At 67.2% G+C, this 15002-nt stretch carries 15 protein-coding genes; 3 read left to right on the forward strand and 12 right to left on the reverse strand.

Annotation, left to right across the window (positions count from 1 at the left end; translation table 11 throughout):
* Nucleotides 1–2 precede the first annotated feature (2 nt).
* The 8 genes from P6281_RS03185 to P6281_RS03220 form a co-directional block, all read right to left on the reverse strand.
* Nucleotides 3–1457, reverse strand: a complete 1455-nt coding sequence (locus P6281_RS03185; RefSeq protein ID WP_014381777.1) for a dihydrolipoyl dehydrogenase family protein — start codon at nt 1455–1457, stop codon at nt 3–5.
* On the reverse strand, nt 1444–2151 hold the full coding sequence (locus P6281_RS03190) for a haloacid dehalogenase type II (protein WP_009951930.1): 708 nt from the start codon (nt 2149–2151) through the stop codon (nt 1444–1446). The genes P6281_RS03185 and P6281_RS03190 overlap by 14 nt, the downstream gene beginning before the upstream one ends.
* A 1-nt stretch (nt 2152) precedes the next feature.
* The gene (locus P6281_RS03195; protein WP_020415590.1) at nt 2153–2716 is read right to left on the reverse strand and encodes a TMEM175 family protein; all 564 of its coding nucleotides are present in this window, start codon (nt 2714–2716) and stop codon (nt 2153–2155) included.
* A gap of 39 nt (nt 2717–2755) precedes the next feature.
* Nucleotides 2756–3181: a VOC family protein gene (locus P6281_RS03200; protein WP_009951927.1), complete on the reverse strand. Its 426-nt coding sequence runs from the start codon at nt 3179–3181 to the stop codon at nt 2756–2758.
* 2 nt (nt 3182–3183) lie between these two features.
* The gene (locus P6281_RS03205; protein WP_095662545.1) at nt 3184–4065 is read right to left on the reverse strand and encodes a DUF427 domain-containing protein; all 882 of its coding nucleotides are present in this window, start codon (nt 4063–4065) and stop codon (nt 3184–3186) included.
* Between the two features lie 54 nt (nt 4066–4119).
* Nucleotides 4120–5166 (reverse strand): zinc-binding dehydrogenase, encoded by a 1047-nt coding sequence (locus P6281_RS03210; RefSeq protein WP_095662546.1) that lies wholly within the window; start codon nt 5164–5166, stop codon nt 4120–4122.
* Nucleotides 5167–5281: 115 nt separating this feature from the next.
* The gene (locus P6281_RS03215; RefSeq protein WP_014383800.1) at nt 5282–6667 is read right to left on the reverse strand and encodes a TetR/AcrR family transcriptional regulator; all 1386 of its coding nucleotides are present in this window, start codon (nt 6665–6667) and stop codon (nt 5282–5284) included.
* A 98-nt stretch (nt 6668–6765) separates the two neighbouring features.
* Nucleotides 6766–7635 (reverse strand): alpha/beta fold hydrolase, encoded by an 870-nt coding sequence (locus P6281_RS03220; RefSeq protein ID WP_009951924.1) that lies wholly within the window; start codon nt 7633–7635, stop codon nt 6766–6768.
* Nucleotides 7636–7870: 235 nt separating this feature from the next.
* Here P6281_RS03220 and P6281_RS03225 point away from each other — a divergent pair, with 235 nt between their 5' ends.
* Nucleotides 7871–9577: an MOSC and FAD-binding oxidoreductase domain-containing protein gene (locus tag P6281_RS03225; RefSeq protein ID WP_009951923.1), complete on the forward strand. Its 1707-nt coding sequence runs from the start codon at nt 7871–7873 to the stop codon at nt 9575–9577.
* Nucleotides 9578–9599: 22 nt separating this feature from the next.
* Here the strand turns inward: P6281_RS03225 and P6281_RS03230 are convergent, their stop codons facing one another.
* Both P6281_RS03230 and P6281_RS03235 read right to left on the reverse strand, forming a co-directional pair.
* On the reverse strand, nt 9600–10397 hold the full coding sequence (locus P6281_RS03230; protein ID WP_009951922.1) for a family 1 encapsulin nanocompartment shell protein: 798 nt from the start codon (nt 10395–10397) through the stop codon (nt 9600–9602).
* Nucleotides 10394–11407 carry a Dyp-type peroxidase gene (locus P6281_RS03235; protein WP_095662547.1) on the reverse strand — a complete coding sequence of 338 codons (1014 nt, stop codon included), beginning with the start codon at nt 11405–11407 and terminating at the stop codon, nt 10394–10396. Before P6281_RS03235 ends, P6281_RS03230 begins: the two co-directional genes overlap by 4 nt.
* 222 nt (nt 11408–11629) lie before the next feature.
* On the opposite strand from P6281_RS03235, the gene P6281_RS03240 reads away from it, so the two are divergent.
* The gene (locus P6281_RS03240; RefSeq protein WP_029383871.1) at nt 11630–12940 is read left to right on the forward strand and encodes a M18 family aminopeptidase; all 1311 of its coding nucleotides are present in this window, start codon (nt 11630–11632) and stop codon (nt 12938–12940) included.
* A gap of 4 nt (nt 12941–12944) precedes the next feature.
* Here the strand turns inward: P6281_RS03240 and P6281_RS03245 are convergent, their stop codons facing one another.
* Complete coding sequence (locus P6281_RS03245) at nt 12945–13559, reverse strand: TetR/AcrR family transcriptional regulator (protein WP_014941258.1); 615 nt, start codon at nt 13557–13559, stop codon at nt 12945–12947.
* A 150-nt stretch (nt 13560–13709) separates the two neighbouring features.
* Here P6281_RS03245 and P6281_RS03250 point away from each other — a divergent pair, with 150 nt between their 5' ends.
* On the forward strand, nt 13710–14783 hold the full coding sequence (locus P6281_RS03250) for a phosphotransferase (protein ID WP_014383802.1): 1074 nt from the start codon (nt 13710–13712) through the stop codon (nt 14781–14783).
* Here the strand turns inward: P6281_RS03250 and P6281_RS03255 are convergent.
* Nucleotides 14780–15001: a hypothetical protein gene (locus P6281_RS03255; protein ID WP_009951916.1), complete on the reverse strand. Its 222-nt coding sequence runs from the start codon at nt 14999–15001 to the stop codon at nt 14780–14782. The genes P6281_RS03250 and P6281_RS03255 overlap by 4 nt on opposite strands.
* Nucleotide 15002: the final 1 nt, after the last annotated feature.

The following is a 15002-nucleotide window of genomic DNA, read 5'->3' on the forward strand; positions in this document are numbered from 1 at the left end:
GGTCAATTATCGTCCCGGCCATCCCGATACGCTTCGAGCAATCTCAGCCACAGCTCGCTGATCGTCGGGAAGCACGGCACGGCGTGCCACAAGCGGTCGACGGTCACGTGGCCGGCGACGGCGATGGTCGCCGAGTGCAACAGCTCGGTCACGCCGGGGCCGACCATGGTGACGCCCAGCAGCCGCCCGCTCTCCTGGTCGACCACCATTCGTGCGCGGCCGGTATAACCGTCGGCGTAGAGTTTCGCCCCCATCACCACGTCCCCGATCTCGATATCGACGGCTCGGACCCGGTAGCCGGCGTCCCGGGCTTGTTGGCTTGTCAGTCCGACCGCGGCCGATTCGGGATCGGTGAAGAAGGCTTGTGGCACCGCGTAGTGGTCGGCGGTGGTCGCGTGTGCACCCCACGGGCTGGTGTCCAACGGTCTTCCGGTTGCGCGTGCTCCGATGGCCGCGCCGGCGATGCGGCCCTGATACTTGCCTTGATGCGTGAGCAGGGCGCGGTGGTTGACGTCGCCGGCGGCGTAGAGCCAGCCGTCCTCGACCGCGCCGCGCACGAGGCAGGTGTCGTCCACCTCGAGCCAGCTGCCCGGCTCCAATCCCACTGTCTCCAAGCCGATATCGTCGGTCAGCGGTGCCCGACCGGTGGCGAACAGCACCTCAGTCACGGTCAGCTCGCTGCCATCGTCCAATTCGAGGACAACGCTCGTGTCGTCCTGGCGCCGCAGCGCGCGCACCGTGACACCTACCCGCACATCGACGCCGGCGTCGCTGAGCCCGCGGGCGATCAGCTCGCCCACGAACGGTTCCATGCGGGGTAACAACCTCGACCCCCGCGACAGGAGCGTCACTTGGGAGCCCAATCCCTGCCAGGCCGTAGCCATTTCGACACCCACGCCGCCGGCGCCCACGACGGCCAGCCGCTCCGGGACCGCGCTGCTGTCGGTGGCGCGCCGGTTGGTCCACGGCTTGGCCTCTGCCATTCCGGGCAAATCGGGCAGGGCGGGACGGCTTCCGGTGCACACGACCACCGCATGCCGCGCGGTGAGCCCGACACGCTCGTCGCCGGTGGTGACGACGACTCGCCGGGGGCCGTCCAACCTTCCATGACCGCGTACCAACGTCGCGCCGATTCCGCTCACCCAATCGGCCTGGCCGCTGTCATCCCAGTCGGTCACATACCGGTTGCGGCGGCCGAAGACACCGTCGGCGCTGATGGATCCGGTGATCGCTTCCCGAGCACCGTCGACGCGTCGCGCGTCGGCGAGGGCAATGACGGGACGCAGCAACGCTTTACTGGGCACGCACGCCCAGTAGGAGCACTCGCCCCCGACGAGTTCGCGTTCGATAATGGCGACGCGCAGGCCCGCGGCGCGGGCGCGTTCGGCGGCGTTCTGCCCGATCGGTCCGGCGCCGAGCACGATGACGTCGAAGTCTCGTTCGCTAGCTATTGCCACTCTTGGCGATCCCTTCGGTTTGGGTTAGGCGCTCGGCCAGCTCGCGAAGGTTGCCGGCGACGATGTTCGGCTGCGGCAGGCTGCGGACCGGTAACGGCGCGTTGCCGCGCCGGGTGATCAGAGCCCCACTGAACCCGACGCTCTGCGCGCCGAGGGTGTCCCACACGTGTGCGGCCACCATCATGCAATCACCGGGTGTCACACGGAGCTCGTCGCACACGTACCGATAGACGGCGGGCGACGGTTTGAAGGCGCGGCGGGCATCGACGCTCAGTTGGCGCTCGAAAAAGCCGGCCAGCCCCGAATTCTGTAGCGCCGTCGGGCCGTCCGGGTTGGGTGGGGAGTTCGTCAGGGTTACCAACCGAAAACCGTTGTCGCGCAATGTGGCGAGGCCCTCGGCGGCATCGGGGTGTGCCGGCATGGTGAGCAACCCGGTCGTCAGGCGATCGAGGTGGTCATCGGTGACGTCCACCCGGTGGACGTCACCCAGCATGCGCAGCACCGCCTGAGCGAGAACGGGGAACGGCACGTACTTGCCGGCCAGTGTGATGGTCATCGAGTACTGAATGAGCTGACCGAACCACTCGCGCAGCACGCGTTCGTCGCCGAACAAGTCCGCGAAAAGCGGTGCGAGGGACTCGATGTCGATCAGCGTCTCGTTGACATCGAAAACGAGGACGGAGGGTGTCGTCATGCTAGGGCTCGACCTTTTTAACGTTGGGCACATCCGGCCGCAGATACCCCGCCAGACACATGCAAATCAATACCATTCCGACGGCCGGCCACCACAATGCGACGACTGCCGCCGCCGCGAAGACGCCGATCGTGATGAACGACCGCATGCGTAGCAGTCGGCGCACTCGCTGGGTGAGGTCCTCGTGGGCGGGCCGATCGACCACTTCCTGGCACAGCGCCAAGTAGGTGATGTTGACGAGCACGAACACCGAGGCATACAGAACCACCGGTGCGGCGGCCAGCCTGCTGTCGGCGATCCACTCGGTGGTGATCGGAATCAGCGACACCGAGAACAAGTGCGCAAAGTTCGACCACACCAATCGTGGCGTCGCCACTTGCGCGTAGCCGAACAGGTGGTGGTGATTCACCCAGACGATGGCGATGAACACGTAGCTGACCACATAGCTCAGTCCGGTGGGCCATTCCGGTAATAACGCGTTGAAGGTGTAGGACTTCGGCGGCTTGAGCTCGAGGACGAGGATCGTGATGAGGACCGCAAACACTCCGTCTGAGAATGCGCCCACCCGGTCTGGACTCGTTTTCCGCGCGGCCACGACGCCTCCTCAACCCCGCTGGTGGTTTCGTTCCTGCAAGACCCAGGCGTTCCCGTCGGGATCGCGAAAGTCGGCGAAGCTCGCGTAGTCACCGCGATCGGGGTCGGTACCCGGGAGGAACCCGCCTCTCCAGCCGCCGTCGGTGTCCTTGTGGCGGATCTCGCCGACGGTTACGCCGCGACCGATCAACTCGGCGCGGCAGGCTTCGATGTCCGGGACCACGAGGTATAGGCCCCGCACCGAGCCGGCCGGCGCGTCGGTCAATCCCACGCCGAATTGGATTGAGGCGTGCGATCCCTCGGGCGTCAATTGGATGACCCGGAACCCGGGCGCGGGCGCGTAATCGACATCGAGGGCGAAGCCGACCTGGTCGCGGTAAAACCGTAGTGACCGGTCGGGATCGGCGACGGGCAGGATGACGACTTCGATGGACATCCTCATGACGTGCCCCTTACCGGATTCCTTCCTAAGACCTCGTCGGTGTCCAACCCGCGGTCGACACCGTGCGCGATGACGGTTTGGCCTGGTTCCAGCCGAAGTTGCTTGCCGTCGAGGTACACATTGATTTTGTCCGGTTCGAAGGACACCAGGTTGCGGACGCGCGACACTTCGGTCCACGCATCGACGTAAGACCACGCTGCGTGCTGGTGGCCGCCGATGTCATAGTACGAGCAGATTCCTTTGTATGGGCAAAAGGTCTGGATAGCAACGGGTTTGAGGGCGGACTCGTCGATATCGTCGCGCTCGACGTACCATCTGGGCGCGAAGCGGGATTCATACAGGGCCACGGGTCGGTGAGTCTCGGCGATCACGCGCTCTCCATCGCGGACGACGAGATGCCGTGCCGTGGAACGGATGTCGATGCGGTGGTAAGCGTCCGCGGCGTGCCCGACGATCCGTTCCTCTTCTTCATAGAAGGCATCCATGGCGCGCCAGGCAAAAGCCACCCGGCCCTGCAGGACCGTCGCATGCGCGGGCAGACCGGTATGTTCCCAGGCGCTGTGGGCGGCCTCCCGCCCCGGTGCCTTGACGGTGAACCACTGCGTGTCGCCGAGGTCGCGGTGCTGCGTCACCCGATCCTCGGCGGTCAACGTCCCCACTTCGATATCCCCTGACGGAAAGTAGGCCACCGGGTAACGGCCGGGCTCGTGTAACAGGAGCACGTCCTCGCTGTCGGCGATCCACCGTTCCGCGAAGCGCACCCGCATCCGACGGCGCAACGGCTCGGCAAAGAGCAGCCGCGACGGCATCGGCTGCTCGGTGAGGAAGTGCCCGATCGACCCGGTTGCCAGCGGGCCCTGCTGCCATGCCAGTCCCATGTGGACACCTACCTTTCCTGAATCCCCCGCGTGCCACGGTGTTTCGACAACACGTCACTCCAGCACGACGACCATCTTGCCGCCGGCCTCTCCGGCCTCCATCAGCCGGTGCGCCTCATGAATCTGGTCGAAGGAGAAGACCCGAGACGGTTTCGCCTCCAGCGTGCCGTCGGCGACCTGTCCGGCGATGTCCCCCAGCGGGACGTCGGACAGCGGGAAGCCAGGCGTGCCAAAGACGAAGCTGCCGAAGAAGTTCCAGTTCACACCGGATGCCATGCGCAACAACGGGTTGAAATCCCCGATGGGCTCCAGCCCGCCCAGCCAACCGGCCAGGCAGGCCGTGCCGCCGCGGCGCAGCATGTCCAGGGAGTCGAGGATGGTGCTGTTGCCGACGAGATCGAGGACGGCGTCGATCCGGCCGCTCTCGGGAAGGTGGCCTGCCAGGTCGCGCCGCTCCAGCTCGATTCGCGACGCGCTCAATTGCTCGAGCATCGCGAAGCGTCCCCTGCTGCGCGCGGTCGCGATGACTCGTGCGCCGGCGGCCACCGCCATCTTGAGTGCGGCCTGCCCCAGGGACGACGTGGCCCCGCGTAATACCAGTGTCTGCCCGGCCTTCAGATCCAGATTGCGGAAGAGGCATGTCCAGGCCACCGCGAACGTTTCGGGCAATGCCGCCAACGCCGCCCACGACAGCTCGGAGTCGATGAGGGCGACGTTGGCCGCGCGCACGCGCGTGTATTGCGCATAGCTGCCGTTGATGGTTCGGCCGAGGCCACCCATCAGCGCGGCCACCTTGGCGCCGACCGGGAACTCACCGCCCGGGCACGAGTCCACGATGCCGACGCATTCGATGCCGCTCACCTCCGCGGCCTCGGCCCACTCGCCCCGACGCATGTGCATCTCGGCGTGGTTGATCCCGAAGCCCTTCACCGCGATGACGACTTCGCCGTCTTTCGGCAGCGGCTTGGGGAGGTCGTCGTAAACCAGGTTGTCCAGCCCGCCGAATCCCTTCAGGATGATCGCCCGCATGGTTTCCCCGCCGGGGCGCTCGCGCACGACGGCCGGTGCGGTGGGCAGCTCTGGTGAATCCGTGACGGACATGGACTGCCTCTTTCGACATCGTTGGCAGCGCGATACGCCGGTGCCTGCCGCACAATAATGGGCCAACTGACCCAGTATTATGTTCGAACGTTTCCGCCATGTCCAGGGCGGGCGGTCAGGAGTTGCGCTGACCGCGAGGCGCGCGGGGTCCGCCCTTGCGCGGCGAAACCGCGAACGAACGCACATAGTCGACGGCGGCGGTGACGGCGGCCCGCAGCGGCTGCGGATCGCCGGTGGCGTGCGTGAGCAGTGCGCCACCCTGGTGCGCGGCAACCAGTGGCACCGCCAGGTGGCGCGGATCGGCGTCGGGGCGCAGGTCGCCACGGTCACACATCGCCTGCAGGCCCGTGCGGAACAGTTCGATCCATTGGTCGTATCCGGCGGCCAGGTCGTCGTGGATTTCGTCGTCGGCCTCGATCAGCTCGCCCGCCAAGGACCCATATACGCAGCCTCCGACCCGGTACACCGGATCGATGTCGGAGACGCAGGCATCGGCCCACGCCTGCAGCGCATCGAGGCTGTCGAGCGCGGCGAACTTCGCTTGAGTGTGGAAGTCCCGCACATTGTTTCGGCGTACGTCGACGACGTGCCGGGTCAGGTCGCGCTTGTCGTGGAAGTAGTGGGAGATCTGGGATCCGCCGACTTCGGCGGCGCGCCGCACCTGGTCGATGCTGGTGTTGGCGACGCCGCGCTCGAACATCAGCCGGGCCGCGGCCTCGATGATGCGCGCACGGGTCGCCAGACCCTTGTGGGTGTACCGCGGCGAGGGATGTTCAGTCACCTGGTGGCCTTGGGCGCGCACGGATCCGCCGGCTTTGCGCGGGCGGCGGCTCCGCGCCCGGCGCGGGGGCCGCCGCGGAATCCGTTCGGCACTGTCGGTGGCGAACATCCGCAAGTAGTTCACCGCGAAACGAATCGCATCGGCGTGCGGCCATTCCTCTTGGTAGGTGAAGGCCAAGATTCCGCCTCCTTGATGCGCGGTGATGATCACCAACGCCAGCTGCCGCGGGTCGGCATCCGCAACCAGCAGCCCGTCGTCTTTCATCCGCTGGATTGCCTTCTCCACCAAATCGATCCACCGGCTGTAGCCGGCCGCCAACGCGTCGCGCGTGGCATCGTCCGACTTGGCGAGCTGGCCGGCCAGCGCGTGATAGGTGGGGGTGCCGACGTATCCGATGCGCCGCAGGTAGCGCATGTTCATCTCGATCCATTTTTCGAAGTCGTCGAACGTACTCAGGCCTCGAAGCGTGGGTTGGCGGTGAAAGTCCAAGACGACGCCGATTTGGCGTCGGATCACCGCGCGAATCAGCGCGCCCTTGTCGGCGAAGTAGTGGGCGAGCTGCGAGCCGCTGACCGAGGCGGCGCGCCGCACGTTCTCCATGTTGGCCGCGGACAGGCCGTCGGTGACGATCAACTGCGCCGCCGCTTGCACGATTCGGTCGCGGGTGGCACGCCCCTTGGCGGTCAACCGTTGTTCGTCACGAACGTCGGGATGGGCCATCGCGTCAGGCTAACCCGTGGGTGCCCCCGTTTATGGGATCTCCAACCCAGACGGCCGGATCGTCACGGGTCGGTTGCGGCGCGCCCGGCGGCCGGGCATCACGCCCCGAGCTGCTTGGCGAGGAAGTTCCGGATCAGGGGAATGACGTCATCGAGCGCGGACTCCAACAGAAAATGCCCGCCGTCGAGCAGGTGGATCTCGGCGTCGGGCAGGTCGTCGGCGAAGGCCTCGGCCCCGGCCGGTCCGAAAATTTCGTCGCCGCGACCCCAGACCGCCAGCAACGGCACCCCGCTGGCCCGGAAGTACTCGTGTAAGCGCGGATACAGGGGCGCGTTGGTGGCATAGTCGCGAAACAGCTTGAGCTGCATCAAGTCATTGCCGGGCCGGGAGAGCAGCGCGTAGTCGTGATGCCACGACTCGGGATCGACCAGGGTCTCGTCGGCCACGCCGGTCACGTACTGCCACCGGGTGGCGTCCAGCGTGAGGAACTGGCGCACCGCGGCCTCGGTGTCCGCGGTGGGCTCACGCTGGTAGGCGTGTACGACCTTCCAGAAGCTCTCGACGAATCCCGCGTCATACCCGTTGCCGTTCTGGGTGATGATCGCGGTGATCGCCGACGGGTCGCGCAGCGCCAGCCGCCAGCCGATCGGCGCGCCGTAGTCCTGGACGTACATGGCGTACCTGTCGACGCCGAGGGTTCGCAACAGGCCCGCCGTGAGGTCGGTCAGCGCGTCGAAGGTGTAATCGAACTCCTCGACGGGCGGCGCGTCGGACAGCCCGAATCCGAGATGGTCCGGCGCGATGACGTGGTAGCGGTCCGCCAGGGCCGGTATCAGACCGCGAAACATGTAGGAGCTGGTGGGAAACCCGTGCAGCAACAGCGCCGCGGGAGCCCTCGGGTCGCCGGCTTCCCGGTAGAAGAGTCGGTGGCCGTCGACCGTGGCGTATCGATGATGAACAGCCGGCATGACATTCCTCCTCAGCCAACGCTTTTCGCACGCGAGCGCCGCGACCGCGTTCGGTAGACATCGACAGACCAGCTCGTCGCATTTTTGGGTTGTATGACCCAGTATGCACCAAACCGGACCCGGGCAACAGCCCCGTGCGGCCGAAGTGTTGCCGTGCGGATCGCGCTGCCATATTCTGGGCCAACCATCCCAGTTGGGTGACTGGTGCCATGGCGAGCTGGTTCGAGGTGACACGGTGGGCAAGCTTGTTTCGGTGAACGTGGGTATGCCCAAGAACGTCCGATGGCGAGACAAAACGGTCTACACCGGCATCTGGAAGACCCCGGTGCACGGGCCGGTCATGGTGCGTCGACTCAACGTCGACGGCGACGGGCAGGGTGACCTCGCCGGCCATGGCGGGGAACAACGGGCCGTGATGGTGTACCAGAGCGAGTCCTACGACTTCTGGAAGACGTACCTGGGCCGCACCGACCTGCGGCCCGGGCATTTCGGCGAAAACTTCACCGTCACCGGGCTCGCCGACAACGAGGTGTGCATCGGTGACCGTTATCGCATCGGCGACGCCGAATTCGAGGTCACTCAACCGCGAGTCACGTGCTTTCGGGTCGGTCTTCGCCTCGACGAGCCCGACATGCCCAATCTACTTGTCTCCCAGCACCGTCCGGGCTTCTACTTCCGGGTCATCACCGAAGGCCGGGTGCGGGCCGGGGACGACATCGTGCGGACCCGCCGCGGCCGCCACCGGCTCAGCGTTGCCGAGGTCGACGCGTTGCTCTACCTACCGGACCGCAACGTCGAGCGGCTGCGCGAGGCCGTCGATGTTCCGGGGCTGAGCCCGGGATGGCAGCAGTCTTTTCGCGACATGCTGGCCGCACCCGATGGTGCGGCCGCGGCCTCGCCCATCCCGGTCGAACCCGGATGGAAGGGATTCCGTAACCTACGGGTTGTCGAGACGCGTCGGGAGAGCCCGCAAGTGCTCTCGATTCGGCTGCAGGCCGACGACTCCGACCCGCTGCCGCCCGCGCTACCGGGTCAGTACCTCACGGTGAAGATTCCCGGGGCCGGTGAGCCGGCGCCGTTGCGCAGCTATTCCCTGTCGGGCGATCCGTCGGCCGGGTACTACCGCATCAGCGTCAAGCGGGAAGATCACGGATTGGTCAGCGGCTGGCTGCACACCCACATCCGGCCGGGGATGGTGATAACGGCGGCCGCCCCGCGCGGCGACTTCTGCCTCACCGAGGACCGGCGCCCCGTCGTGCTCTTTTCCGCCGGAATCGGGGCGACGCCGGTGCTGGCGATGTTGCATGCACTCGCGGGGGCGGGCAGCGAGCGAGACATCTGGTGGGTGCACGCCGCTCGCAATCGCCAAACCCAGCCCTTTGCCGCGGAAGTCGCAACGCTGATCGAGTCGTTGCCCCACGCCCGTCAGCATGTTTTTTACTCCGAAACGCAGGGACGGCTGAACCGTGATGCCATCGAGGGATTGGGATTGCCGACCGATGGCGTCGTTTACCTCTGCGGGCCAACGCAATTCATGGCGGACATCCGCGAATACCTGGTCGGCATCGGATTCGACCCCGCGTTGATCCACAGCGAACTATTTGGTGCGCTGCCCGCGATCAACCCCGGCGTCGTCGAAACGGGACCGCACAGGCCGCCCCATCAGCCCGCCGGGCCGCCGGGCACGGGGCCGTCGATCACGTTCGCGCGCAGCGGGTTGACGGCCCACTGGTCGCCGGACTACCGCAGCATCCTCGGGCTCGCCGAAGCCTGCGATGTGCCCACCCGCTTCTCCTGTCGGAGCGGCGTCTGTCATGTGTGCGTCACCGGGGTCGTCGCCGGGACGACCACCTACGTCCAGCGGCCGCTGGAGCCACCGGCCGACGGGTCGGTGTTGATCTGCTCGGCGGCTCCCGAAACCGATGTGGTGCTGGACCTTTAGCGACAGAGCGAGGGGTGTGTTGCTATGCGGTCAGCGGGACGGATGCCTCCGCCGTGTAGCACAGGAAGGTGAGCGTCTCCTGCAGATACAGCTGCACGGTGTCCGCGTCGTGGCTGGTGTAGCCGATCGTGACGTCGGTCCCGAGCTGCAGGTCGAAATCGCCGCCGCGGGTGGTCAGCACGAAGGCGCCGTCGATGGCCGGGGCCCAGATGATGTCTCCGGGAACCAGCCGGTCGATGTGTTCGAGGATCGGATATCCATGTTGGGTCGTCTCGCTGACCTTCGTGTAGACGTCGGCGGACAGCAGCACCGAGTACGGGCCGTCGACGCCGGCCAGGCGGAGCTCGGAAATCGCCTGGGTGATGACGTCGGGAATCTCGCTGGGGTCCGCCGGCAGCGTCAGCGTCTTGTTGGAGCTGGCGGAACGGATGCCTTCGATCGACGCCGCGGCGTAGCCCTCGAAGATCGCCCGGTCTTCCACGAACGCGAGCTTCTTCGCCGCCGCCTTGACCGGGTCCCAGTCGGAGTCGTTGGCGCCGCGCTCGACGTTGTCGATCTCGTAGCGCGACAGGGTGAACGGAACGCGAAGCCGCACAAGCGGTTTGCTCTCACGCAGGTGCGCCTCCACGCCCTCGGTGGGTGACGCCACGTTGGCCAGCCGTCCGGTGCTGACGGCGGCGGCGACGGGACCGCCGGGCTCGCTGACGTCGACGACCCGGCGCCCGGCGATGTGGCGCTTGAATGTCCGGGTCGCCTCCAATTCGATTTCTTTCCAGGCGGCTTCGGTGACCGGTGCCAGGTCGCGGTAGAGGTTGTTCATGAAGTGGTTCCTTTCAGGCTTCCGATCGAAAGTGAGCCGTCCTGTGCAACAGACGTTTCCGCCGCCGCCGGCGTTGCGGGCAGGGGCGGGGGATCATCGAGAAAGTCGACGGTGGGGGAGAAGAACAACCCGCCGGTGATGGCGGTGGAGAAGTCGAGGATGCGGTCGGTGTTGCCGGGCGGGTCGCCGAGGAACATGTTGCGCAGCATCTGTTCGGTGACTCGCGGTGTGCGCGAATAGCCGATGAAGTACGTGCCGTACTCGCCCTTGCCGAGCTCGCCGAATGGCATGTTGTGCCGGACGATTTTCAGTTCGGTGCCGTCGTCGTCGGTGATGACGTTGAGGGCGATGTGGGAGTCATCCGGCTTGACGTCGTCGTCGAGTTCGATGTCCTCGAGCTTGGTGCGGCCGATCACTCGCTCCTGTTCGGTGACCGAGATCGCGTTCCACGCGGACATGTCGTGCACGTATTTCTGGACGTGCACATAGCAGGAGCCGGCGAAGTCGGGGTCCTCGTCGCCGATCGCGGTGGCGCTGACGGCAAGTGGGCCGTCCGGGTTCTCGGTGCCGTCGACGAACCCGAGCAAGTCGCGGTTGTCGAAATACCGGAAGCCGTGCACCTCGTCGACGACGGTGACCCCGCCGGCCATCGATTTCAAGATCCGGTCGGCCAGTTCGAAACAGACGTCCAGACTCTCGGCCCGGATGTGGAACAACAGGTCCCCGGGCGTGGCGGGAGCGTTGTGACGCGGGCCGTTCAGTTCGATGAACCGGTGCAGTTCGACGGGACGCGGCCCGGAAAACAAGCGGTCCCAGGCGTCCGAGCCGATCGAGGCGATCGCCGACAACCGCTTCTGCGGCTCGCGGAAACCGATCGCGCGCACCAGTCCGGATACGTCCTGCAGCGCGTCGTGGACGGTTGCCTCTCCACCGTCGTCGATGGTCACCACGAGGAAGATCGCCGCGGGCGTCAGCGGCGCGAGGACGGGTTGCGGCTGGACGGGGGGCACTCTGGTGACCCTAGCGTGGCGACGGTGAGCGCCGGAAGCGGCGCGAGCAAGGAGCGCGCAATCGACCCTAGCGTGGCGACGGTGAGCGCCGGAAGCGGCGCGAGCAAGGAGCGCGCAATCGACCCTAGCGTGGCGACGGTGAGCGCCGGAAGCGGCGCGAGCAAGGAGCGCGCAATCGACCCTAGCGTGAACGCCGCGGGCTCGGACAGCCATGATGTCAACATGTCCGGCGGGCCTCGAAACCAGACGAAGTCCTCGGCGAGCGCACAAGGACTCTGCGAGTTCATCGACGCGTCGCCGTCGCCGTTTCACGTCTGCGCCACGGTGGCCGCCCGGCTGAACGCCGCCGGGTACACCGAACTGAGCGAGGCCCAACGCTGGCCGTCGGTGCCCGGGCGCTACTTCACGGTGCGGGCGGGTTCGCTGGTCGCCTGGAATTCGGCGGGAGCCGATGGGCCGTTCCGGATCGTCGGAGCGCACACCGACAGCCCCAACCTCAGGGTCAAGCAGCACCCCGATCGGGTGGTCGCCGGCTGGCGGGTGGTGGCGCTCGAGCCGTACGGGGGCGCGTGGCTCAACTCCTGGCTGGACCGCGATCTGGGAATCAGCGGGCGCCTGTCGGTGCGGGCGAAGGATCAAAGCACCGGGATCGCGCACCGCCTGATCCGGATCGACGAGCCGATCCTTCGCGTGCCGCAGCTGGCCATCCACCTGGCCGAGGATCGCAAGTCGCTGACGCTGGACCCACAGCGACACCTCAACGCGGTGTGGGGCGTCGGCGAGACGGCGCGGTCCTTCGTCGATTATGTCGCCGAGCGCGCCGAAGTGGCGCCCACCGACGTGCTGGCCGCAGACCTGATGACGCACGACCTGACTCCCTCGACGGTGATCGGCGCCTCGGACAACGGGATCGCGGACCTGCTGAGCGCGCCCCGGCTGGACAACCAGGCCAGCTGCTACGCGGGACTGGAAGCGCTGCTGGCATGGGAGCAGGGCGCGGGCTACCTGCCGGTGTTGGTGCTCTTTGATCACGAGGAGGTCGGCTCGTCCTCGGACCACGGCGCGCAATCGGACTTGTTGGGCACCGTCCTGGAACGAATTGTGCTGGCGGCGGGCGGCACCCGGGAGGACTACCTGCGCCGGCTGCCCGCGTCGCTGCTGGCCTCCGCGGACATGGCGCATGCCACCCACCCCAATTACCCGGAGCGGCACGAGCCCGGCCACCCGATCGCCGTCAACGCGGGGCCGGTGCTCAAGGTGCACCCGAACCTGCGCTACGCCACCGACGGCCGCACCGCCGCGGCCTTCGCGCTGGCCTGTCGGCAGGCCGGGGTGCCGTTGCAGCGCTACGAGCACCGGGCCGACCTGCCGTGCGGATCGACGATCGGGCCGTTGACCTCTGCGCGCACCGGCATCCCGACCGTCGACGTCGGCGCCGCGCAGTTGGCGATGCACTCCGCCCGCGAGCTGATGGGCGCGCACGACGTGGCCGCCTATTCGGCGGCGATGCACGCGTTCTTGTCGCCGGCCTGACGGCCTAATCGGGCTTGGTCGTGGCCGCGCCGTGCAGGATCGCGTCGAGCAGCCCATCGAAAGTTCGCGGTCCCTCCGCAGCGAAATCGGTTGCGCCCCCGTGGGTTAACGCGCGAAACAGCATGGTGCCGATCAGCGCCTCGGCGATCGCGTCGAGGTCGGCGGCGGCGCTCAGTTCCTCGTCCCGGACGGCCCGGCGAAGTCGCGTCGTCAACCCGTCCAGCTGGGGCGCGCTGAGCTGCTGGTAGAGATCGTCGCCATCGGCCGGGCGGGCGGCCGCCGCGGCGATGAGCGCCCGCACCAACGCGGCGTTCGACGGCTGCGCCAGGAAGTCGGCGTGCTCGCGCAGCCACGCCTGTAGGTCGGCGCGCAGGTCCCCGGTCTCGGCGACGGGAAATGATCCGGTTCCGCCGTACGCCTCCAGGACGGCCTCGGCGACGAGCGGGGCTTTCGATGCCCAGCGCCGGTAGAGGGTCTTCTTCCCCACGCCGGCGCGCGCCGCGACGCTTTCCATCGACAACTCGGCGTAGCCGCCGGTGGTCAGGAGCTCGCGGGTGGCATCGAGGATCGCGTGATGCAGCCGGGTGTCACGGGGCCGGCCGGCCCGCTCGTCTGACATGTGGGCCGAGCCTAGGTGCGCCCGGTTGCGGGGGCGAACCGATTCGGGACTGGCGGGCGGGCGTGCGCTCGGGTTACCTTCACCGGGACAAGTGTAGGAAACGATACGTGTCGTTTCTATGCCGGTGATCCGTGACGAAGGAGTCCACCCATGAATGCCCCCGCGTTGTCGGTGCCCACGACCTGGGATGACATCTCGCCGCAGTGGATGTCTGCGGCGCTGGCCGCCGCGCATCCCGGCGTCGAGGTGGACACGGTCACCGTGGAGGTTCGCGACGACGGCACCAACCGGCGCGCCCGCCTGGGGGTGACCTACCGCAACGGCAGCGGACCGGCGTCGGTGTTCGTCAAGGCCGCCGACCCCGACCACAAGGAACTGATCCGCATGACCAGCGGCATGTTTCACGAGCCGCGGCTGTTCACCTGCGGGGTCGATCTGCCCCTCGAGCACCCCCGCGTCTACACCGCGTTGATCGACGAGGACGCCTACGACTTCGTGATGGTCATGGAAGACCTCACCGCGCGCGGCGCCGGTCCCCGCGACGCCACCAGGCCGATGACCGTCGAGCAGGTCGCCACCGGCGTGCGCGGCCTGGCCCGCATGCACGGACGGTACTGGGGCCAACGGGTTCTGACCGAGCCGGCGCTCGATTGGCTCGAGCCGTTCCTGCCCTGGGACGGCATGGAAATGGCGCCGCTGCCGGCCGCGCTGGAACGCCTCGGCCCGGACGCCCCCGAGCAGGTGACCTCGCTGACCATCGACGCGCTGATCGAATCGATCTGGAAGCCCTACATCAGAACGCTGACCGCGTCGCCGCAGACCCTGCTGCACGGCGATCCGCACATCGGCAACACCTATCTGCTGCCCAGCGACGAGGTGGGGTTCCTCGACTGGCAGGTGGCCCGGCGCGGCAACTGGTCACTCGACCTGGGCTACTTCCTGCAGGGCGCCCTGACCGTCGAGGATCGCCGCCGCAGCGAGCGCGATCTCCTCGAGGAGTACCGCGGTGCGCTCGGCCTGCCGAAAGCGGAGATGCCGAGCCCCGATGAGGTCTGGCTGCGGTACCGGGCCTCGGTGGCGCACGGGCTGACCCTGTGGCTGTGCACCGCCAGCGCCGGGGAGCTCTGGCAGCGCCCCGACATCGCGCTCGCGCTGGCCCAACGGTATTCGTTCGCCTACGCCGACCTGGATACGGCCGCGGCGCTGGCCGAGATCGCCGGCTAGAGGCGCTTGGCCAGCAGCTGTTCCGCCATCTCGGCGCCCTTGCGGCTGTCTGATTGCGCCTTGCGGAACAACTCGGCCACGTCCTTGTCCCTGGCGCGCTCGGCGTCCTGGATGTAGGTCTCTAACCGCAACGCGTTGTCGAGGCACTTCTCGGTGTACCAAATCAGGTTGTAGTTCTTGTCTTTGGTGCCGGTGATGTGTCCGGTTTCAACTGTCATT

It is taken from the genome of Mycobacterium sp. 5-140-3-2, assembly GCF_035666375.1.
GTDB lineage: Bacteria > Actinomycetota > Actinomycetes > Mycobacteriales > Mycobacteriaceae > Mycobacterium > Mycobacterium intracellulare.